The sequence below is a fragment of the Streptomyces sp. NPDC058231 genome (assembly GCF_042882275.1).
Taxonomy (GTDB): domain Bacteria; phylum Actinomycetota; class Actinomycetes; order Streptomycetales; family Streptomycetaceae; genus Streptomyces.
Window position 1 is genome coordinate 58953 of record NZ_JBHVWN010000005.1, and the last position, 20326, is coordinate 79278.

Consider the following 20326-nt stretch of genomic DNA (forward strand, 5'->3'; position numbering starts at 1 on the left):
TGCGTCACCGGGCGTTGCCGGGCGTCGCCGCCCGCTGCGGCGGCGCCCGCCCGCCGACCGGCGAGACAAGACTCACGCCGGTCGGCGGGTCGCACGCCAAGAAGAGGTTAAAATCGCAGTTGACCAGCGAGGACGGGGCTTCTCGCGGGTCGTGTTCCGGGGCGTGTGATGCGGGCGGCGTACCGTATGGCCACGGAAGCAGGTACCGTTAAAGCCCTACGGGCACGGTCTCTCTGCCGAGAGTCCGTCCTGAAACATGAACGCGTGTCAAGACTCTGGGGCCGTCGAGCCCCGTCACCGAGGGGGTCGAGCCATGGGGCGCGGCCGGGCAAAGGCCAAGCAGACAAAGGTCGCCCGCCAGCTGAAGTACAGCAGCGGCGGGACTGACCTGTCGCGTCTGGCCAATGAGCTGGGCGCATCGCCTTCGAGTCAACCACCGAACGCAGAGCCGTTCGAGGACGACGACGAGGAAGATGACCCGTACGCACAGTACGCGGATCTGTACAACGACGACGAGGACGAGGACGAGGACGAACAGTCCGGTCCGTCGTCACAGCGCCGCGGCGCTTGACCTCGCGCTGACACATCAACCCGGTCCGGGCCTGCCCGGACCGGGTTCTGTGCTGTTCCGACAAGGATGGGCCGCGTCAGGCCGGCGGTCCCGATCGCCGGGCGGGCGGAGCTGCCCGGCGATCGGAAGCGGCCGTTCTCAGCGTGCGTACGAACCCGTGAGCTCGGCGCCCGTCGTGTGCGTGCCGCGGTCGGTGATCTCACCGGCGACCCAGGAGTCGACACCGCGGTCGGCCAGCGTCGTCAGAGCGGCATCCACCGATTCCGCCGGGACGATCGCGATCATGCCGACGCCCATGTTGAGCGTCTTCTCCAGCTCCAGCTGCTCGACCTGACCGGCCTTGCCGACCAGGTCGAAGACCGCACCGGGCGTCCACGTGGAACGGTCGACCGTGGCGTGCAGCCCGTCCGGGATGACCCGGGCCAGGTTGTTGGCGAGACCGCCGCCGGTGACGTGGCTGAAGCCGTGCACCTCGGTCGTGCGGGTCAGCGCCAGGCAGTCCAGCGAGTAGATCTTGGTGGGCTCCAGGAGCTCCTCGCCGAGCGTCCGGCCGAACTCCTCGACCTTGCGGTCCAGCGCCCAGCCGGCCCGGTCGAAGACGACGTGACGGACGAGCGAGTACCCGTTGGAGTGAAGACCGGAGGACGCCATGGCGATCACCGCGTCACCCTTACGGATGCGATCCGGGCCGAGCAGGTGGTCCGCCTCGACCACGCCCGTGCCGGCGCCGGCGACATCGAAGTCGTCCGGACCGAGGAGCCCCGGGTGCTCGGCGGTCTCGCCGCCGATCAGTGCGCAGCCCGCCAGGACACAGCCTTCGGCGATGCCCTTCACGATGGCCGCGACGCGCTCGGGGTGCACCTTGCCGACGCAGATGTAGTCGGTCATGAAGAGCGGTTCGGCGCCGCACACGACCAGGTCGTCGACGACCATGCCGACGAGGTCGTGGCCGATGGTGTCGTACACGCCCATCTTGCGGGCGAGGTCGACCTTCGTGCCGACGCCGTCGGTGGCGGAGGCGAGCAGCGGGCGCTCGTAGCGCCGCAGGGCGGAGGCGTCGAAGAGCCCGGCGAAACCGCCGAGGCCGCCGAGGACCTCGGGACGCCGCGTCTTCTTCACCCACTCCTTCATCAACTCGACGGCACGGTCGCCGGCCTCGATGTCGACGCCCGCTGCCGCGTAGGAAGCACCTGTTGTCTCAGACATTGCCTGGGATCTTTCGTGTGGAAGTACGGGGCTGATGGCAGGGCTGGTGCGGGTGGCCGGTCACGGCCGACGCAGCGCGTCGGACGCGGCGGTCGCCGCAGGCCCTGCGGCCAGCTCGGTCTCCAGCAGCTGCTTGCCGAGCAGCTCCGGGTCCGGCAGCTCCATCGGGTACTCACCGTCGAAGCAGGCGCGGCAGAGGTTCGGCTTGGCGATCGTCGTCGCCTCGATCATCGCGTCGAGGGAGATGTACGCGAGCGAGTCGGCACCCATCGAGGTGGAGATCTCGTCGACCGTCATGCCGTTGGCGATCAGCTCCGCGCGGGTCGCGAAGTCGATGCCGAAGAAGCAGGGCCACTTGACCGGCGGGGACGAGATCCGGATGTGGATCTCGGCCGCGCCCGCCTCACGGAGCATCCGGACGAGCGCGCGCTGGGTGTTGCCGCGGACGATCGAGTCGTCGACGACCACCAGGCGCTTGCCCTTGATGACTTCCTTGAGCGGGTTCAGCTTGAGGCGGATGCCCAGCTGGCGAATGGTCTGGGAGGGCTGGATGAAGGTCCGGCCGACGTACGCGTTCTTGACCAGACCGGCGCCGAACGGGATACCGCTCGCCTCCGCGTAGCCGATGGCGGCGGGGGTGCCGGACTCCGGAGTCGCTATGACCAGATCGGCCTCGACCGGCGCCTCGGCGGCCAGCCTGCGGCCCATCTCCACACGGGAGAGGTAGACGTTCCGTCCGGCGATGTCCGTGTCGGGGCGCGCCAGGTAGACGTACTCGAAGACACAGCCCTTCGGCTTCGCTTCCGCGAAGCGCGAGGTGCGCAGGCCGTTCTCGTCGATGGCGACGAGCTCGCCCGGCTCGATCTCACGGACGAAGCTGGCGCCGCAGATGTCGAGGGCGGCGGACTCGGAGGCCACCACCCAGCCGCGCTCCAGCCGGCCGAGGACCAGCGGGCGGATGCCCTGCGGGTCACGGGCCGCGTAGAGGGTGTGCTCGTCCATGAAGACCAACGAGAAGGCGCCCTTCACACCGGGAAGCACCTTGGCGGCGGCCTCCTCGATGGTGAGCGGCTTGCCGTCGTCGTCGGTCTGGCCGGCGAGCAGCGCGGTCACCAGATCGGTGTCGTTCGTCGCGGCGACCTGGGTGGCGCGGCCGTCCTTACGAGGAAGGTCGGCGACCATCTCGGCGAGCTGGGCCGTGTTGACCAGATTGCCGTTGTGACCCAGGGCGATCGAGCCGTGCGCGGTCGCACGGAACGTCGGCTGCGCGTTCTCCCACACCGAGGCACCGGTGGTGGAGTAGCGGGCATGACCGACCGCGATATGGCCCTGGAGAGATCCCAGAGACGTTTCGTCGAAGACTTGCGAGACCAGTCCCATGTCCTTGAAGACCAGGATCTGGGACCCGTTGCTCACTGCGATGCCCGCGGACTCCTGTCCACGGTGCTGCAGGGCATACAGTCCGAAATAGGTGAGCTTGGCGACCTCTTCGCCCGGAGCCCAGACACCGAAGACGCCGCAAGCGTCCTGGGGGCCCTTCTCTCCGGGGAGCAGGTCGTGGTTGAGTCGTCCATCACCACGAGGCACACCACCGAGTGTAGGCGAGATCGACCACTGGTCCGAATTGGGGACATCCCCCCGGAGCACCGGGGAAGGGGCCTGGAGCGCCTTTCCGGGGGCGGCCCGAGCGGTCACATTTGACCACGGAGCGTGACGGAAGTCGGCTCGGCGCGGGATCCGGAGGCGGGGCCGTATGCGCCACGGGGCGGCTGACGACGGGGCTGTCGGCGCATTACCGGCCAGTTCAAGCCACCGGGCGCGTCGGACCCTTCGGGTCCGGCGGTGGCGCTCGGTGAGTCCTCCGGCGGCGCGCGAGGGCGGCCGGAAGAACGGTTGTTCCGTGGTGAGCCTCACACCGCGCACGGAGCGCGGCGGCCGGTATGCGGCTTCTCCGTCGTCGACGGAATGCGTGTGACGCGCGTAGGCGCGGGCGTCCGACGCGGGATGCGGCGGCGTCCGGAGTGCGAGACCGGCGTTGACAGGCGCATGCCCTCTTGGCAGGCTCCTGGCCATGCAGCCTCTCGGTGATCACTCGGTCACGCTCGTGGAGCGCCGCCACGTCGATCTGGGACGTGTCGCGAGCGCCATCTGTCGCTGCGCCTGATCCCCGCCTCACGCACCCCTGCCGGTACGGCGCTCCGCGCCGGCCTCCGGCCACGCGTCGGCGGCGCACCGCGTTTCCCCCGTACCCGGCATCGCCCTGCGCCTGACGCCTGACGGGTTCCCGCTCTTCAGCTCTCTCCCCTTCGCCGCCGTGCCTGCGCGGCCGAGCCCTGCCCTGGAGCAGCCATGACGTCCCACGAGCCCATCGATTCGAACACAGGTACGGACACCGGGGCGCTGACCCGGCGCGCCTTCGGAACCGCCGTCGGCGCGACCGCCGCCACGGCCGCCGTGGGACTGGCGGCCGCCTCCCCCGCCGCCGCGTCACCCACCCCCGCCGAGGCGGTCCGGGAACGCCCCTTCCGGGCGGCCCGCGGCAGACATTCCCGGCGGCCCAACATCCTCTTCATCCTCGGCGACGACCTCGGCTGGGCCGATCTGTCCTCGTACGGGTCCCCGCACATCCACACCCCGAACCTGGACCGGCTGGGACGCGAGGGAGTGCGGTTCACGGATGCCTACGCCGGCTCCGCGACCTGCTCCCCGACCCGGTTCAGCCTCTACACCGGCCGCTATCCGGGCCGCACGAAGGGCGGGCTCGCCGAGCCCATCGCGGACCGTTCCGTCGGCCTCGAACCCACCCACCCGACCCTCGCCTCACTGCTGCGCGGCGCCGGGTACGCCACCGCGCTGATCGGCAAGTGGCACTGCGGCTACCTGCCGGACTACAGCCCGACCAAGTCCGGCTGGGACGAGTTCTTCGGGAACTTCGGCGGCGCACTGGAGTACTACTCCAAGCTCGGGCTCGCCGGGGAGTACGACCTGTTCGAGGGCGACGCCGAGTACAAGGATCTGCGCTACTACACCCGGATCCTGACCGAGCGGGCGAGCGAGTACGTGCAGCGCGACCACGACAAGCCGTGGCTGCTCAACCTGAACTTCACCACCCCGCACTGGCCGTGGATCGCGGAGGGCGACACGGCGGAGAGCGCCGAGATCGTCCGCAAGATCAAGGCCGGTGGGCTCGGCGGCCTCTTCCACGCCGACGGCGGCTCGGTCGAGAAGTACAAGCAGATGGTCGAGGATCTCGACCGCTCGGTCGGCGAGGTGCTCAAGGCACTGAGCCGGTCCGGCCAGGCGGAGGACACCCTCGTCTTCTTCGCCAGCGACAACGGTGGTGAGCGGTTCTCGTACCAGTGGCCGCTCTCCGGCAACAAGTCCTCGCTGCAGGAGGGCGGCATCCGGGTCCCGGCGGTGCTGCGCTGGCCCGCCAGGATCGACCCGCACCAGGTGAGCGGGGTGCCGCTGTTCTCGCCGGACTGGACGGCGACGCTGCTGGAGCTCGGCGGCGCGCGTCCGGACCCGGCGTACCCGCTGGACGGCACCAGCCTCGCCGGATATCTGCTGCGGGGCGAGGAGCCCGAGGAACGGGAGCTGTTCTGGCGGGTGCGCGGGGAGCGGGCGCTGCGGCGCGGTGACTGGAAGTACTACCGGGGCAGGAGCGGTGCCGACCAGCTGTTCCAGCTCGCCCACGACCAGCGCGAACAGGCGGACCGGGCGCAGGCCGAGCCGGAGCTGCTGGCCGAGCTCAGGGCGTCCTGGGAGCGGACGGACGCCGGCCTGCTGCCGTATCCCGCCGGGTCCTGACTCACTTCCCGGGTGCGGGTGCCGTCGCGCTGAATCCCTTGCCGTTCGACGCGGTGAGGGTCAGCGTGCGGTGATCGATCCGGTACGTCGTCCTCCCGTCCAGGATCGCAAGCAGCGCGCGCTCCAGCTTCATCCGCGGGCCCGGGCACATCATCTTGGTCCCGTTGATCCGGCCGAAGGTGATGGCCGGCCCGGAGACCGTCGCGGCACCGCGCAGATGGTTGCAGCCGGCGCTGCCCGCCACGGACCCGTCCTTGCCGAAGGTCAGCCGCGCGGTCCTCTCCGCGCCCCCGGGCAGCGACGAGACGGTCGCGCCGGAGACCAGGGCGCCGACGGTCCACGTGGTGCCGGTGAGCGGGGCCGGGGGCTCCGAGGTGAAGGCGATGGAGTCGCCCTTCACCGTGGTCAGGGTGAGGGTCTCGTCCGCGACGGCTGCGGTGAGTCTGCCGCTGAGCGCGCCGGACATGGCCTTCTCGAACCGCTCGACGTCCTTCGCGCAGCCCATCGCGGTGGCCGTGCCCGGCGTGACGGTGATCTTGTCGTCGGTCATCCGGGCGGTGGCGGAGAAGTGGTTGCAGCCGTAGTTCCCGCTGACCCGGCCCTCGGGTGTGATCGTGACGTGAGCGCTGTCCGGCGCCGCGGTCCTCCTGCCGCCGACCGTCACCGAGTCGGCCTTCCAGTAGACGTCGGTGACGGGCAGACCGGTCCGTACGGAGCCGCGGGCGCGGCCGGACCCCAGGTCGTCCTCGTCGCCGTACCCCGGTTGCGGTGCGCAACCGGCCAGGGCGAGAAGGGCCACGACGCCGGCGCTGAGAGCCCTACATTGACTGAACATGACCATCTGACGGTGTGAAGGGCCGATCCGGTTCCCCTCGGCCGGGGGGCGGCCGACCGGTCCGGCCCGGCGTTCAGCCCAGCAGCGGCAGCAGGTCGCCGAGATCGGCCCGCTCACCGCTCGCACCGACCTGAGCCGCGTCGAGCGCCGCCGACCACCGGGTACGCCCGGTGGCCAGCCGGATCCAGGTCAGCGGATCGGTCTCGACCACGTTGGGCGGCGTACCGCGGGTGTGTCTGGGCCCCTCGACGCATTGGACGACGGCGAACGGCGGGATGCGCACCTCCACCGACCCGCCGGGCGCCTTGGCCGCCAGCGCGTCGGCGAGCAGCCGGGTGCAGGCAGCGAGGGCCTGCCGGTCGTACGGGATGTCGAGCCCGGTCGCCGCGTTCAGATCGTCCGTGTGCACGACGAGTTCGACGGTACGGGTGACGAGGAAGTCGCCCAGCCGCATCACCCCGACCCGGGTCGGCAGCAGCCGGTCCTCGCCCACCCCCGGCACCAGCTCCTCGAACCGGCCGGCGACCTCCGCGTACAGCGCGTCGAGATCGGGCCGCTCCGCTGCGAGCGCCTCGGTGTCGGCGGCGATCCGGTCGGCCCGGCCCGCAGTCGAGAACGGCCACTGGTCCAGCGCGAGGCCGGGCCCGCCGGACGGCTCCGGCAGTTCCAGATTCCGGGTGACGTGCGAGACCGCCGTCGTCAGATGGACTGCCAGCTCCCGCACCGTCCACGCGCCGAGCCGGGTCGGCAGCGCGAGCTGCTCGGGCGTCAGCGTGCCGACCGCGGAACGGACATGGGCGAACTGCGCCTGTACGGCGGTGCGGGTACGGACCAGGTCGTAGCGGCGGGCGCGCTTCCGGGACGGCGGCATGGGAACGAGCCTACGGCCGGACCACCGCCCCCGGGTCACGGTCCCGGGTCACCGATCCGCCGCTCGCGGGGAAACGCCGCAGCCCCCGTCCGGCGTACCGGACGGGGGCTGCGGCGTGGAGCGATGAACCGGCTCAGGCGAGCAGACCGGGGATGGTCGCCTCGTGCGCCGTACGGAGCTCGCTCAGCGGGATGCTGAACTCGCCCTGCACCTCGATCTCGTCGCCGTCCACGACACCGATCCGGGTGACGGGCAGACCCCGCGCCCCGCACATGTCGTTGAAGCGGAGCTCCTCGCTGCGCGGAATCGAGACGACCGCGCGGCCCGCCGACTCCGAGAAGAGGAAGGTGAACGCGTCCAGACCGTCCGGCACGACCAGCCGGGCACCCTTCCCGCCGCGCAGGCAGGACTCGGTGACCGCCTGGATCAGACCGCCGTCGGAGAGGTCGTGCGCCGCGTCGACCATGCCGTCGCGGGACGCCGAGATCAGGATCTCGCCGAGCAGCTTCTCGCGGCCCAGGTCGACCTTGGGCGGCATTCCACCGAGGTGCTGATGGACGACCTCGGACCAGGCCGAGCCACCGAACTCCTCACGCGTGTCGCCGAGCAGGTAGAGGAGCTGGCCCTCTTCCTTGAAGGCGACCGGCGTACGCCGCGTCACGTCGTCGATCACACCGAGCACGGCCACGACCGGCGTCGGGTGGATCGCCGTCTCGCCGGTCTGGTTGTACAGCGACACGTTGCCGCCGGTGACCGGGGTGCCCAGCTCCAGGCAGCCGTCCGCGAGGCCACGGGTGGCCTCGGCGAACTGCCACATGACGTCCGGGTCCTCGGGCGAACCGAAGTTCAGGCAGTCGGAGATGGCGAGCGGCTTGGCGCCGGACGTGGCGACGTTGCGGTACGCCTCGGCCAGCGCGAGCTGTGCGCCCGTGTACGGGTCGAGCTTCGCGTACCGGCCGTTGCCGTCGGTCGCCATGGCGACGCCCAGGTTCGACTTCTCGTCGATCCGGACCATGCCGGCGTCCTCGGGCATCGCGAGCACGGTGTTGCCCTGCACGAACCGGTCGTACTGGTCCGTGATCCATGCCTTCGAGGCCTGGTTCGGAGAAGCGACCAGCTTGAGGACCTGCTCGCGCAGCTCGGCGGCGTCCGCCGGGCGGGCGAGCTTGTTCGCGTCGTCGGCCTGCAGCGCGTCCTGCCAGGACGGGCGGGCGAACGGGCGGTGGTACGTCGGGCCCTCGTGGGCGACGGACCGCGGCGGCACGTCCACGATCTGCTCGCCGTGCCAGAAGATCTCCAGCTGCGAGCCCTCGGTCACCTCACCGATGACGGTGGCGATGACGTCCCACTTCTCGCAGATCTCCAGGAAGCGGTCGACGTGCTGCGGCTCGACGATCGCGCACATGCGCTCCTGCGACTCGCTCATGAGGATTTCCTCGGGCGAGAGCGAGGAGTCGCGCAGCGGAACGGTGTCCAGCTCGACGCGCATACCGCCGGAGCCCGCGGAGGCAAGCTCCGAGGTGGCGCAGGAGAGGCCGGCGCCGCCGAGGTCCTGGATGCCCGCGACGAGCTTCTCGCCGAAGATCTCCAAGGTGCACTCGATGAGGAGCTTCTCCTGGAACGGGTCGCCGACCTGGACGGCCGGACGCTTCGCCGGGCCGGTCGACTCGAAGGTCTCCGAGGCCAGCACCGAGACGCCGCCGATGCCGTCGCCGCCGGTGCGGGCGCCGTAGAGGATGACCTTGTTGCCCGGGCCGGAGGCCTGGGCGAGGTGGATGTCCTCGTGCTTCATCACACCGATGCAGCCGGCGTTGACGAGCGGGTTGCCCTGGTAGCAGGAGTCGAAGACGACCTCGCCGCCGATGTTCGGCAGGCCGAGGCAGTTGCCGTACCCGCCGATGCCCGCGACGACACCCGGGAGGACCCGCTTGGTGTCGGGGTGGTCGGCCGCGCCGAACCGCAGCGGGTCGACGACCGCGACCGGACGGGCACCCATCGCGAGGATGTCGCGGACGATGCCGCCGACGCCGGTCGCCGCGCCCTGGTAGGGCTCGATGTACGAGGGGTGGTTGTGCGACTCGACCTTGAAGGTGACCGCGTAACCCTGACCGACGTCGACCACACCGGCGTTCTCGCCGATGCCGACGAGCATCGCGTCGTTGGCGGGGACCTTCTCGCCGAACTGCTTGAGGTGGACCTTGCTGCTCTTGTAGGAGCAGTGTTCGGACCACATCACGGAGTACATGGCGAGCTCGGCGCCGGTGGGACGGCGGCCCAGGATCTCGCGGATCCGGGCGTACTCGTCCTCCTTGAGGCCGAGCTCCTTCCAGGGCTGCGCGGTGTCCGGGGTCTCGGCCGCGTGCTTGACCGTATCCAGGCTCATGCGTTGACCAGCTTCTTGATGATCGAGGTGAAGAAACCGAGGCCGTCGGTGCGACCGGTTCCGATCAGCGGCTCGACGGCGTGCTCCGGGTGCGGCATCAGACCGACGACGTTGCCCGCGGCGTTGGTGATGCCGGCGATGTCGCGCAGCGAGCCGTTGGGGTTCACGTCCAGGTAGCGGAAGGCGACCCGGCCCTCCGCCTCCAGCTCGTCGAGGACGCGCTCGTCGGCGACGTAGCGCCCGTCCATGTTCTTGAGCGGTACGGAGATCTCCTGGCCCGCGGAGTAGTCCGAGGTCCAGGCCGTCTCCGCGTTCTCGACACGCAGCTTCTGATCGCGGCAGATGAAGTGCAGGTGGTTGTTGCGCAGCATCGCGCCGGGCAGCAGGTGCGCCTCGGTCAGGATCTGGAAACCGTTGCAGATGCCGAGGACCGGCATGCCGGCCTTCGCCTGCTCGATGACGGTCTCCATGACCGGCGAGAACCGGGAGATGGCTCCGGCCCGCAGATAGTCGCCGTAGGAGAAGCCGCCCGCCAGGATGACCGCGTCGACCTGGTGCAGGTCCTTGTCGCGGTGCCACAGCGATACGGGTTCGGCGCCCGCGACCCGGACAGCCCTCAGGCTGTCCTGGTCGTCGAGCGTGCCGGGAAAGGTGACGACTCCGATACGAGCAGTCACTTCGACTCCTCGGCCTTCTCCACCTTCACGGTGAAGTCCTCGATGACGGTGTTGGCGAGGAACGTCTCGGCCATCTCGTGAATGCGGCTGAGGGCGGCATCGTCCACCGGCCCCTCGACCTCCAGTTCGAAACGCTTTCCCTGACGTACGTCCGCGATTCCCTCGAAGCCGAGACGGGGCAGTGCACGCTGCACCGCCTGTCCTTGCGGGTCGAGGATCTCGGGCTTGAGCATGACGTCGACTACGACGCGTGCCACTGGCACTCCCGGTGGTGGTGTGGTGCGGCTGTTTCTCCGGGGGGCTCCCCAGACCCCCGCAGGTCCTCTCAGCGTACCTGGCCAGAAATTCTACGCGGGTAGATATCAAACGGCCATGATCACGCGGAGATATAGACCGTGACAACACGCGGGGAAAGCCAGGCGAAAAAAACCGCACAGCACGCACATAGAAGCCGGACACGCGGATGTAATTGCCCGGGCTTCACAATGCGGCACCTACCGCTGTACAAATGATTACCTGGGAAAGCAGTATTGCCCCTAATCAGTCGACAACAGTCGACCCGTATCCGCCTAGCAGCCGGAAGGCCGGTGTCAGCGCCCACCAGTGCGCCGATGCCGTAGGAAAGGACCAATATCCGTGGCTCAGCGCGTAGTGGTCACACTCTCCGACGACATCGACGGGGGAGCAGCGGCGGAAACGGTCATCTTCGCCCTGGACGGTAAGTCGTACGAGATCGACCTGAATCCGTCCAATGCAAAGAAACTGCGCAAGGCCCTGGCGCCGTACATGGCGGCCGGCCGCAAGCAGACAAATACCGGCAAGCGCGGCAAGCCCCCCGTCGCCTACCGGCACACCTCGCTCGCCCCCGACCCGGCGGCCGTCCGCGCCTGGGCCCGCTCGCACCGGATGGAGGTGCCGGCCCGCGGCCGGATCCCGAAGAAGGTCTACGAGGCGTTCCGCGAGGCGAGTTGAGGAGCGCCCGCGCCGACCCCCGGCGACACTCCACGGGCACCGACTTGCGCGACACCCCATCAGTTCGGCTAGAGTCTGGAGCACGCCGAGGGGCAAGGCCGAGAAGCCGAACCCCACGCAGCGTGCGGGTGTAGTTCAGTAGCAGAACATCCCCCTTCCAGGGGGAAGGCGCAGTGTGCAATTCCTGTCACCCGCTCTGCATCGCTCTTTCCGACCACTCCGGTGGATCAGGTAGAGTGGTGTTCGCACCGCCCAGTGAAAGCTGAGCGGCAGCAATGCGGACGTGGCTCAGTTGGTAGAGCATCACCTTGCCAAGGTGAGGGTCGCGAGTTCGAATCTCGTCGTCCGCTCGTGTTCGTTCGAAGGCCCTGGTCGATTTCGACCAGGGCCTTCGTCGTATTCCGGCGCCTCGTCCTCGACCGCTCATGACGTTTGTCATGAGCAGTCGTGACAGCTCGCACTCCTCGGCGCCGCGATCCGGCGGAAGCCTGAGGGCATGACCAGCGATGAATACGTGATCGAGGCGGCCGGCGTGCGCCGTCGCTATGCCGGCGGCTTCGAGGCCGTCCGCGGGCTCTCCTTCTCCGTGGCGCGCGGCGAGGTCTTCGCGCTGCTCGGGACGAACGGCGCGGGCAAGACGTCCACCGTCGAGCTGCTGGAGGGACTGGCCGCGCCCGACGGCGGGACGGTGCGGGTGCTCGGCCACGACCCGTACCGCGAGCGCTGCGCCGTCCGTCCCCGGATCGGGGTGATGCTCCAGGAGGGCGGCTTCCCGTCCGACCTCACGGTCGCCGAGACCCTGCGGATGTGGGCCGGCTGCACCACCGCGGCGCGGCCCGCCGGGGAGGCGCTGGAGCTGGTCGGGCTCACCGCCCGGGCGCGGGTACGGGTGAAGCAGCTGTCCGGCGGCGAGAAGCGGCGCCTCGACCTGGCGCTGGCACTGCTCGGCCGGCCGGACGTGCTGTTCCTGGACGAGCCGACCACCGGGCTCGACGCCGAGGGGCGGCGGGCCACCTGGGAGCTGGTGCGGACCCTGCGGAGCGGCGGCACGACGGTCCTGCTCACCACGCACCACCTGGAGGAGGCGGAGTCACTCGCCGGCCGGCTGGCGATCATGCACCGGGGCCGGATCGTGGTGACGGGCACGCCCGCCGAGGTGACCGCTTCCCGGCCGGCCCGGATCCGGTTCGAGCTGCCCGCGGGGATCGGAGCGGGACGGCTGCCGCTGGGGCTGCGGGCCGCGGCCGACGGGCAGCGGATCGAGGTCCGCACCCACCGGCTGCAGGACTCGCTGGGCGAACTGCTCGGCTGGGCGCGGGAGTCCGACGTGGAACTGCTGCGGCTCGACGCCCGTTCGGCCTCGCTCGAAGAGGCATTTCTCGATATCGCGCAGACCCCGGAAACGGCGGTGGCGGCGTGACCGGCACGACGGTCCAGGGACGGCTGAGCGCTCTCGGGCGCGCCGAGCTGACGCTGCTCCTGCGGAACAGGACGGCGGTCTTCGTCGCACTGCTCGTCCCGGTGGTGATGGTCATGACGATGAAGTCCTCACTCGACTCGGCCGACCTCGCCGGAACCGGGGTGACCGTCGCCGGAGCCGCGCTGAGCGGCGGCGTCGGCATGGTGCTGATCCAGGTCGTCTACATGAACCTGGTCGCCGCCTACGTCGCACGGCGCGAGGACCTGGTGCTGAAGCGGCTGCGCACCGGAGAGGTGTCCGACCGGGAGATCCTGATCGGGACCGCGATGCCGTCCCTGGCCCTGGCGCTCGCACAGACCGCGCTGATGATCTCGGTCGGCTCCGCAGCCTTCGGGCTCGGCGGCCCGCGGCGGCCCGACCTCCTCGCCGCCGGTCTGCTGATGGGTGCGGTGATGCTGACCGCACTGGCGGCCGCCACCTCCGCGATGACCCGCACCGTCCAGACCGCCCAGCTCACCACCCTGCCGCTGTTCCTCGTCTCGATGGTGGGCTCCGGACTCTTCGTGCCCCTGAAGGTGCTGCCGGACGGGCTGGCCTCGGTGTGCGAACTGCTGCCGGTGACCGGTGTGATGACACTCGTACGGACCGGCTGGCTCGGCGGCGGGGAAGGCGCCGAGCTGCTCCGAGCCGGGATGAGCGCGCTGGCCTGGACAGGCTTCGCGGTGTTTGCTGTGCAGCGGTGGTTCCGCTGGGAACCGCGGCGCTGAGGGGGGCTTGTGCGATGGGAATGCGGGTAAGGCGCTGGCGACGCGGCTGGCAGGAGCGCAGCAAACTCCAGCGGATCGAGCTCTATTCGCAGTTCACGGTGTCGGTGATTCCCTGGATGTTCACACTGACGTGGGATCTGGCGTCCTTCGCCTCGGACATCCGCCGCGATCCGCTGCCACTGACGCTGGGCGGGGCGCTCCTGCTGGTGAGCCTCGGGCAGTGTGTGCTGAGCAACCGGAACGTGAAGCCGTCGTACGACCACTGCCTCGGCAGGTCCGTCTTCCCGCGGCGCCGACTGGTGGCGCCGCTGGTGCTGCTGGTGCTGGGGCTGGGACTGCCGGCGGCGCTGTGCGGTGTGGGCGGCATCGACGACGACGGGCTGCTCCTCCTGGTCATCAACGCGCCGATGGCGCTCGCGACCACACAGGTGCTGCTCGTCCCGGTCCGCACTTTCCTGGTCCAGTCCCTGGTCCTGACGGCACTGACCACCGGTCTCTTCGCCGCGGCCGGGCTGCGCGGCGGCGTGCTGGCCGGGGTGGTCCCGGTGACCCTGTTCGGGTGCCTGCTGGTCCTGGTGTCCGTACGGCCCAGCGTCTGGAGTCTGAGCGTGATGTGGCAGGCGGAGAAGGCCCGGGACGTACAGGCGCGGCTGGCGGTCGCCGAGGAGCGGCTGCGGTTCGGCCGGGACATGCACGACGTGCTGGGACGCAATCTCGCCGTGATCGCGCTGAAGAGCGAGCTGGCGGTGGAGCTGGCACAGCGCGGCAGGCCGCAGGCCGTGGACCAGATGGTGGAGGTGCAGCGGATCGCCCGCGCCTCCCAGCAGGAGATCCGCGAGGTGGTACGGGGCTACCGGGAGACGGATCTGCGCACGGAACTCGCTGGGGCACAGAGCGTGTTGCAGGCGGCGGGGATCGAGTGCGGCATCGAGGGGGACGCCGGTGCGGGCCTGCCCGCACCCGTGCAGTCGGCACTCGGCTGGGTCGTACGGGAGGCGGCGACCAACGTGCTGCGGCACGGCGATCCGCGGCGCTGCACGATCCGGCTCGGCGCGACCGCCGACGCGGTGGTGCTGGACATGGAGAACGACGGCGCGGAGGTGGCGGCGAAGGCCGGCGCGGGCGGCTCCGGGCTGGCCGGACTGCGGGAGCGGCTGGGCACGCTGGACGGTTCGCTGGACGCGGGTCCGGCGGGGAACGGACTCTTCCGGCTGACGGCGACCATTCCGGTGCCGCGGCCGCGTACGGCCCCCTTGCGGGAGGAACTATGAGGGACGCGCAGACGGTACGGGTGCTGCTCGCGGACGACGAGCATCTGATCCGGGGCGCGCTGGCCGCGCTGCTCGCGCTGGAGGACGACCTCGTGGTGGTCGCGGAGGCGGCGACCGGTCCGGAGGCACTCGCCATGGCGCGCGCCCACCGGCCCGATGTCGCGGTCCTCGATCTGGAGATGCCGGGCGCCGACGGTGTGAGTGTGGCCACATCGCTGCGGGCCGAACTGCCCGGCTGCCGGACCATGATCGTGACGAGTCACGGCCGCCCCGGACATCTGAAGCGGGCGCTCGCGGCGGGCGTGCGGGCGTTCGTCCCGAAGACGGTCAGCGCCCGGCAGCTGGCCGGCATCATCCGTACCGTGCACGCCGGAAACCGTTATGTGGACCCGGAGTTGGCGGCCGACGCGATCTCCGCCGGGGACTCGCCGCTGACCGCCCGCGAGGCCGAGGTGCTGGAGCTGGCGGCGGACGGGGCGCCGGTCGCGCAGATCGCGGAGCGGGCCTCGCTGTCGCCGGGAACCGTACGGAACTACCTCTCCGCGGCCGCGTCGAAGCTCGGCGCGGAGAACCGCCACGCGGCGGTGCGTCTCGCGCGGGAGCGAGGATGGGTATAGTAGGCATCGCGCTTCGGCGCATGCGAACGTAGCTCAGCTGGTAGAGCGCAACCTTGCCAAGGTTGAGGTCGCGAGTTCGAACCTCGTCGTTCGCTCCGTTACGAAGAAGGCCCCGGTCCTGCGACCGGGGCCTTCTTCGTCTGCTACGACCAGCTCTCGCCGGTGAGGAGCTCGTACGCCTCCAGGTACTTCGACCGGGTCGCGTCGACGATCTCCTGCGGCAGCGCCGGGGGCGGCTGCTCGCTCGTGCGGTCCCAGCCGGAGGCCGGCGAGGTCAGCCAGTCACGCACGAACTGCTTGTCGTACGACGGCTGCGCCCTGCCCGGCTCCCAGCCGGCGACCGGCCAGAAGCGGGACGAGTCCGGAGTCAGCACCTCGTCCGCGATGATCAGGTTCTCGCCGTCGAAGCCGAACTCGAACTTGGTGTCCGCGAGGATGATGCCGCGCTCACGCGCGATGTCACGGGCCCGGGCGTAGACGTCGAGGGTGGTGCGACGCAGCAGCGACGCGGTCTCCTCGCCGACCTCGCGGGCCACCTCCTCGTACGAGACGTTCTCGTCGTGGTCGCCGACTGCCGCCTTGGTGGCCGGGGTGAAGATCGGCTCCGGAAGTTCGGAACCGTCGACCAGGCCCTCGGGGAGGGCGAGTCCGCAGACCGTACGGGACGCGTCGTACTCGGCGAGGCCCGAGCCGGTGAGATAGCCGCGGGCGACGCACTCGACCGGGACCATCCGCAGCGACTTGCAGACCAGGGTGCGCCCGGCCCAGTCCGCGGGGGCGCCGGCGGGGAGCTCGGTGGACAGGACATGGTTCGGGACGAGATCGGCGAGCTGGTCGAACCACCACAGCGAGAGCCGGGTGAGGACGCGGCCCTTGTCGGGGATCTCGGTGGGCAGGACCCAGTCGTACGCGGACATGCGGTCGCTGGCGACCATGACGAGGTCGCCCGCCTCGTTCCGGTACAGCTCCCGCACCTTGCCGGTGTGGAGGTGGGTGAGTCCGGGGACCACCACCGGCTCGGGCTTTTCTACAAATCCGGACACGCTGCCTCCGCGTAGGTTGATCCAGGAGTGGTTCCGATTCTCCCGTATCCGGATGGGCTGGGGTGGAGCGGGGTGTTCCGGCACCGTCCGTGGCGTGTCCGGTGCTCCTCAGTCGCGTTTGCAGATGCGGTCGAGGAGATTGGCGGTGGCCCGCTGGATGCGGGTGTCCACATGGCCGGGGCGGTCCAGCGCCGGGGACCAGGCGAAGGTGCCGGAGGCGAAGACGAGGGCACCGGACGGGGCGCGGTAGAGGGAGGTCTCCTGGTGGCGGGTGACGCCTTCGCCGTCCTGGTACGGGGAGTGGGCGAGCAGGATCCGGTTGTCGTGCTCCGGAAGCGTGGTGCGCGGGAAGTAGCGGTCGGCCTCGCCCGCGACCAGCCCGTCGATCTCGTCGCCCTCACCGGCCCCGGTCGCGTCCCAGAGCCAGTGGGTGGCGTTCCGTACGACCAGCGGGTGGGGGTCGGGGACCCGGCCCGCGTACTGGATGCCGAGCAGCTGCTGCTCGGCCCGGTCGACCTCGCGCCAGAGAGCGGGCCTGCCCGGACCCCGGCGTTTGCGGCAGGTGAGCAGGCGGTCCGGGACACCGGACGGTGACGCGGAGAGGCTGACCTGCCAGTACATGGTGTTGGCGGAGAGGAAGACGAGCGAGGTCCCGCCGTCGCGCGCCGCCTCCGCGGTGCGGCGCATCGGGACCGACCAGTACTCGTCGTGGCCCGGGAAGACCAGGCCCCGGTAGCGGCTGGTGTCGATCCGGCCCGCGTGCAGATCGCGGGTGTCGGCGTACGCGATGTCGTAGCCGTACCGCTCGGCCCAGCGGATGAAGTCGTAGGCGTGGCCGACGTGGAGCGGCAGCCCCGCGCCCGCGTACGGGCGGTCGAAGGAGACCGTGACCGCGGCGTCCTCCTCGCCGAGCAGCCGGCCCTGCTCGTCCCAGGCGTGGTAGAGGCTGGCGCCGGTACGTCCGTCCTCGGGATAGAGGTTGTACGCCTGCCAGGTGATGTCCGGCAGCACGAGCAGCAGATCGGCCGGGTGGTCGTCGCGGACCGTGAACGGAATGTGGGAGCGGTAGCCGTCGACCGTGGTCAGGACGGCGACATAGGCGCCGATCGACCAGTACGTGGGGATCTGCAGCCGCCAGGACTGCCACCAGTGGTGGCAGGAGACCGTGCGGTCGGCGGTGAGCGGGGCGGGCTGGACGATGCCGGAGAGCCGCGGGCTGGTGGTGATCTTGGCAGCGCCGTCGCCCCCGTAGTGGCCGATCCGGTAGATGTCCACGGAGAACTGCTGGGGCGGGTCCACCGTGATGTGGAAGTCGATCGCCTCGCCGGGGGCCGCCGCGCCGGACGAGATGAAGCCCTTGATCTGGCGGTGCACGTCGTCGGCGGTACGGGTGCCGCCGCCGGTCGAACCGCGGGCCAGCGTGGGATCGGCGTACCAGGGGACGACCTGGCCGGTGGCGTCGAAGTAGTTCTCGCTGCCCCGGAGCCAGGGCAGGGGGCCCTGGCCGAAGGGGTCGGAGACGGCATGCGCGAGCGCACCCGACTCCCATCGCCGAATCTGCTCCGCTCCCATGGCGCTTCCCTCCCTCGGGTCCCACGGAGCGACAGTGGTGCGTCGGCACCCCATGGAGACCACCCACCGGCAGCGACCCGTCTCACCCCCGGTCGCGCCGGCCACGTTCCCGGTGCCGCTGAATGGCAGGGCCTATACCCAGCACATCACATAACGCATGCACTTCGTCACCGTTCGTCGTTAATCGACGGGAACGGGGACGTTCTCTTCCGGGTACGGGGCCGGCGACGGGTCGGGGACCATAGGTCTCCGGGAACAGGGTGCCCCCTGGGTCAGACGAGGCGGACGGGTTTGTCGGTGCGGACGCCGACCGAGGCGAGCCAGGAACGCAGCGGTCCGGCGTCGCCGTCCTCGACCAGGCTGAGGACGGGGCTGCCCAGATCCGCCCGCCGCTCGCCGTCGACCAGCAGGGCGGGCCCGTCGAGCCAGTCCAGGCCGGGCGCCGCACCTGCCGTGTCCACGGCGGCGCAGCAGACCATCGCCGCGACGTGGTCGGCGAGCAGTTCCGTGCCCGTGCGCGGCGGCTGGAGCGGGAAGAGCGGCAGCGGGTCGGGGCCCCAGAAGTCCAGGACGTCCGAGCCGGACGCGCCGGCTGCCGGGGCGCCCGGTTCGGAGCCCTTCGGGGGCTGCGGTGCCGCAGCCTCCTCACGGGCCACCGCGGCGCTGATCCCGGCCGCCAGCGCCTCGGCGTGCCCGGTGCGCTCGGCCAGATGCTCGACGACCCGGGCCAGTGTGGGGACGGCGGCGTCCGCGGGACCGGCAGGGTGCGTTCCGTTCGTTCCCTGCGCGGGCGGCACGGATTCGCCCATGGAGGCGAGGACGCGGTGCAGACGGGCGGCTTCGGTACGCCACTTACGGTCGACGACCTCCTCCGGATACTGCTGCCAGTCGACCGGGGACCAGTCGGGACCGGTCTCCGCGGGGCCGCCGTGGAAGAGCCGGGCGGCCAGCAGCGAGGCCGCCTCGTCGGCCACACCGGGCTCCTCCAGGAGATCGCAGGCGGGGCGCTCACCGAGACGTGAGGTGAAGCCCTCGGCCAGCCGGTCGCGCCGGGAGAGTTCGGTGAGGGCGGAGACGACGCCCGCGTCGAGCCGGGAGGGCCAGCGGCCCATCCGCCAGGCGGGCAGCGCGACACGGGTGAGCAGCCGGTCCCAGCCGGCATAGGCGAGACCCACCTGCTCCTGGGCGACGATCCGCAGCCCGTAGTCCACAGTCTGTGCACGCTCCGACGCGGCGGCGGCCACCCCCCGCTCCATCGCCGCAGCATGGCCACGACAGCTGCGGAGCAGCAGCCGGGCGATCCACCCGACCACGCCGCGCGGCACCCTGCGCACCGACGCGAACGGACCGCGCGCGGCGGCGGGGAGAGCCGCGTCGGCCACCGCTCCGTCCAGCCCGCGTACGAAACGGCGGGCAGCTGCTATGTCGGGGTGCGCGGACGGGCCCGTGCCCGCGACGACCGGCGCGAGCACCGCCCGTAGCTCCGCGACCCGCATCCACCACAGGAACGGCGAACCGATGATCAGCACGGGCGCCGCCGGCACACGATGACGACGGCCCCCACGGACGGCGCGCCGGGCCACGGCGCGTGCCGCACCGCTCTCCGCGGGCTGCACGGAGGGATGGCTGCGGTCCTCGAGCCAGCTGTCGCAGTCCGGTGTGAGGGCTATGGCCGACGGCGCGGGCACGCCGAGCCGGTCGGCCAGGTCCCGGACCAGTCGGTAGAGATCGGGGGCGGACTGCTCGGTGAGCGGGACCGTCGGGCTGACCGCCGGTCTCGCCCGCCGGATCGCGACCGAGACCGCCGCGGCGCCCAGCAGCACGACCACCGCGCAGGCCGTCACGGCCCAGCGCGCGGCGTCCCAGCCGGCGCCACCGATATGCCCTTGCGCGCCCGCGACGAGCAGCACGACCGCCACCGCCGCCGGCAGCAGCGCCACTGCGGTCGCCCTGCTGCGGATGCGCAACAGCGCGAGAGCCCGGGCGCGCGCAGCCTGCGCGCCCAGCTCCTCACCCGTACCTGTACCGGACACGGCCGGACGTCACCCCCTCTGCCCCCGCGGCGGTAGTGCTCACTCCCCCACTGTGGCACCCACCACCGACATCGCAATGCCGGTGAGCCAAGTGCCGGAATGCTTGCGCCGCACCCTAGTTGGGGCCTCGGCGGGCGTCATCCAGATGGCCTAGCCGTCACTCGATGGAATGGCTTTGGGTAAAGGTGCTGACGCGCCGGTTTCCATAGGGCACAGGCATACGTCGCCCCCTCGGGCCCGGGGCCGGAGGGGGCGACGTGGGTGTACGGAAACGGGCC

Annotated in this window: 18 protein-coding genes and 3 tRNA genes; 11 read left to right on the forward strand and 10 right to left on the reverse strand. The window is 70.8% G+C overall.

Annotated elements, in window-relative coordinates; translation table 11 throughout:
- Nucleotides 1–313 precede the first annotated feature (313 nt).
- Complete coding sequence (locus tag ACFVXE_RS05140) at nt 314–571, forward strand: DUF3073 domain-containing protein (protein ID WP_389669315.1); 258 nt, start codon at nt 314–316, stop codon at nt 569–571.
- A gap of 138 nt (nt 572–709) precedes the next feature.
- Here ACFVXE_RS05140 and purM read toward each other — a convergent pair whose 3' ends face one another.
- Complete coding sequence (purM, locus tag ACFVXE_RS05145) at nt 710–1777, reverse strand: phosphoribosylformylglycinamidine cyclo-ligase (RefSeq protein WP_389669316.1); 1068 nt, start codon at nt 1775–1777, stop codon at nt 710–712.
- 60 nt (nt 1778–1837) lie between these two features.
- Entirely contained in the window at nt 1838–3364 is a 1527-nt protein-coding gene (gene purF / locus ACFVXE_RS05150; RefSeq protein WP_389669318.1) for an amidophosphoribosyltransferase, read from the reverse strand.
- 484 nt (nt 3365–3848) lie between these two features.
- Between purF and ACFVXE_RS05155 the strand changes: the two genes are divergently transcribed.
- Together ACFVXE_RS05155 and ACFVXE_RS05160 are read left to right on the forward strand one after the other, a co-directional pair.
- A complete protein-coding gene (locus ACFVXE_RS05155) occupies nt 3849–3941 on the forward strand; it encodes a putative leader peptide (protein ID WP_351527697.1) in 93 nt (30 codons plus the stop codon).
- Between the two features lie 185 nt (nt 3942–4126).
- Complete coding sequence (locus tag ACFVXE_RS05160) at nt 4127–5587, forward strand: sulfatase (RefSeq protein WP_389669320.1); 1461 nt, start codon at nt 4127–4129, stop codon at nt 5585–5587.
- A gap of 1 nt (nt 5588) precedes the next feature.
- On the opposite strand, the gene ACFVXE_RS05165 is transcribed toward ACFVXE_RS05160, so the two are convergent.
- The 5 genes from ACFVXE_RS05165 to purS all read right to left on the reverse strand — a co-directional run bounded on the left by ACFVXE_RS05165 (nt 5589) and on the right by purS (nt 10610).
- A complete protein-coding gene (locus ACFVXE_RS05165) occupies nt 5589–6386 on the reverse strand; it encodes an META domain-containing protein (protein WP_389669322.1) in 798 nt (265 codons plus the stop codon).
- Nucleotides 6387–6495: 109 nt separating this feature from the next.
- Nucleotides 6496–7293 carry a sterol carrier family protein gene (locus tag ACFVXE_RS05170; protein ID WP_389669324.1) on the reverse strand — a complete coding sequence of 266 codons (798 nt, stop codon included), beginning with the start codon at nt 7291–7293 and terminating at the stop codon, nt 6496–6498.
- Between the two features lie 133 nt (nt 7294–7426).
- Nucleotides 7427–9676: a phosphoribosylformylglycinamidine synthase subunit PurL gene (gene purL, locus ACFVXE_RS05175; RefSeq protein WP_389669326.1), complete on the reverse strand. Its 2250-nt coding sequence runs from the start codon at nt 9674–9676 to the stop codon at nt 7427–7429.
- Nucleotides 9673–10353, reverse strand: coding sequence for a phosphoribosylformylglycinamidine synthase subunit PurQ (gene purQ / locus ACFVXE_RS05180; RefSeq protein WP_030929707.1), 681 nt, complete (start codon nt 10351–10353; stop codon nt 9673–9675). The genes purL and purQ overlap by 4 nt, the downstream gene beginning before the upstream one ends.
- A complete protein-coding gene (purS, locus tag ACFVXE_RS05185; protein ID WP_176729353.1) occupies nt 10350–10610 on the reverse strand; it encodes a phosphoribosylformylglycinamidine synthase subunit PurS in 261 nt (86 codons plus the stop codon). The genes purQ and purS overlap by 4 nt, the downstream gene beginning before the upstream one ends.
- A 379-nt stretch (nt 10611–10989) precedes the next feature.
- On the opposite strand from purS, the gene ACFVXE_RS05190 reads away from it, so the two are divergent.
- From ACFVXE_RS05190 to ACFVXE_RS05225, 8 genes are all read left to right on the forward strand, one after another.
- Nucleotides 10990–11325 carry an Lsr2 family protein gene (locus ACFVXE_RS05190; protein ID WP_389669328.1) on the forward strand — a complete coding sequence of 112 codons (336 nt, stop codon included), beginning with the start codon at nt 10990–10992 and terminating at the stop codon, nt 11323–11325.
- A 124-nt stretch (nt 11326–11449) separates the two neighbouring features.
- Nucleotides 11450–11521 (forward strand) — tRNA-Gly (locus ACFVXE_RS05195).
- An 81-nt stretch (nt 11522–11602) separates the two neighbouring features.
- Nucleotides 11603–11675: transfer RNA gene (locus ACFVXE_RS05200), tRNA-Gly, on the forward strand.
- 146 nt (nt 11676–11821) lie between these two features.
- A complete protein-coding gene (locus tag ACFVXE_RS05205) occupies nt 11822–12745 on the forward strand; it encodes an ABC transporter ATP-binding protein (protein WP_389669329.1) in 924 nt (307 codons plus the stop codon).
- Nucleotides 12742–13512: an ABC transporter permease gene (locus ACFVXE_RS05210; protein ID WP_389669331.1), complete on the forward strand. Its 771-nt coding sequence runs from the start codon at nt 12742–12744 to the stop codon at nt 13510–13512. Before ACFVXE_RS05205 ends, ACFVXE_RS05210 begins: the two co-directional genes overlap by 4 nt.
- Before the next feature lie 20 nt (nt 13513–13532).
- Nucleotides 13533–14783 (forward strand): sensor histidine kinase, encoded by a 1251-nt coding sequence (locus ACFVXE_RS05215; RefSeq protein WP_389669532.1) that lies wholly within the window; start codon nt 13533–13535, stop codon nt 14781–14783.
- Nucleotides 14780–15400: a response regulator gene (locus tag ACFVXE_RS05220; RefSeq protein ID WP_389669333.1), complete on the forward strand. Its 621-nt coding sequence runs from the start codon at nt 14780–14782 to the stop codon at nt 15398–15400. Before ACFVXE_RS05215 ends, ACFVXE_RS05220 begins: the two co-directional genes overlap by 4 nt.
- 22 nt (nt 15401–15422) lie before the next feature.
- Nucleotides 15423–15495, forward strand: a tRNA-Gly gene (locus ACFVXE_RS05225).
- Nucleotides 15496–15543: 48 nt separating this feature from the next.
- On the opposite strand, the gene ACFVXE_RS05230 is transcribed toward ACFVXE_RS05225, so the two are convergent.
- The 3 genes from ACFVXE_RS05230 to ACFVXE_RS05240 all read right to left on the reverse strand — a co-directional run bounded on the left by ACFVXE_RS05230 (nt 15544) and on the right by ACFVXE_RS05240 (nt 20048).
- On the reverse strand, nt 15544–16443 hold the full coding sequence (locus ACFVXE_RS05230) for a phosphoribosylaminoimidazolesuccinocarboxamide synthase (protein ID WP_389669335.1): 900 nt from the start codon (nt 16441–16443) through the stop codon (nt 15544–15546).
- Between the two features lie 108 nt (nt 16444–16551).
- Nucleotides 16552–18015 (reverse strand): N,N-dimethylformamidase beta subunit family domain-containing protein, encoded by a 1464-nt coding sequence (locus ACFVXE_RS05235; protein ID WP_389669336.1) that lies wholly within the window; start codon nt 18013–18015, stop codon nt 16552–16554.
- Between the two features lie 272 nt (nt 18016–18287).
- The gene (locus ACFVXE_RS05240; RefSeq protein WP_389669338.1) at nt 18288–20048 is read right to left on the reverse strand and encodes a hypothetical protein; all 1761 of its coding nucleotides are present in this window, start codon (nt 20046–20048) and stop codon (nt 18288–18290) included.
- Nucleotides 20049–20326: the final 278 nt, after the last annotated feature.

What these genes read in the sequence shown, in the direction of transcription:
- ACFVXE_RS05235 (WP_389669336.1), bottom strand. Translation starts at nt 18,015, where the DNA reads ATGGGAGCGGAGCAGATTCGGCGATGGGAGTCGGGTGCGCTCGCGCAT.
- ACFVXE_RS05170 (WP_389669324.1), bottom strand. Translation starts at nt 7,293, where the DNA reads ATGCCGCCGTCCCGGAAGCGCGCCCGCCGCTACGACCTGGTCCGTACC.
- purM (WP_389669316.1), bottom strand. Translation starts at nt 1,777, where the DNA reads ATGTCTGAGACAACAGGTGCTTCCTACGCGGCAGCGGGCGTCGACATC.
- ACFVXE_RS05160 (WP_389669320.1), top strand. Translation starts at nt 4,127, where the DNA reads ATGACGTCCCACGAGCCCATCGATTCGAACACAGGTACGGACACCGGG.
- ACFVXE_RS05220 (WP_389669333.1), top strand. Translation starts at nt 14,780, where the DNA reads ATGAGGGACGCGCAGACGGTACGGGTGCTGCTCGCGGACGACGAGCAT.
- purL (WP_389669326.1), bottom strand. Translation starts at nt 9,676, where the DNA reads ATGAGCCTGGATACGGTCAAGCACGCGGCCGAGACCCCGGACACCGCG.
- ACFVXE_RS05140 (WP_389669315.1), top strand. Translation starts at nt 314, where the DNA reads ATGGGGCGCGGCCGGGCAAAGGCCAAGCAGACAAAGGTCGCCCGCCAG.
- ACFVXE_RS05215 (WP_389669532.1), top strand. Translation starts at nt 13,533, where the DNA reads ATGCGGGTAAGGCGCTGGCGACGCGGCTGGCAGGAGCGCAGCAAACTC.
- ACFVXE_RS05205 (WP_389669329.1), top strand. Translation starts at nt 11,822, where the DNA reads ATGACCAGCGATGAATACGTGATCGAGGCGGCCGGCGTGCGCCGTCGC.
- ACFVXE_RS05155 (WP_351527697.1), top strand. Translation starts at nt 3,849, where the DNA reads ATGCAGCCTCTCGGTGATCACTCGGTCACGCTCGTGGAGCGCCGCCAC.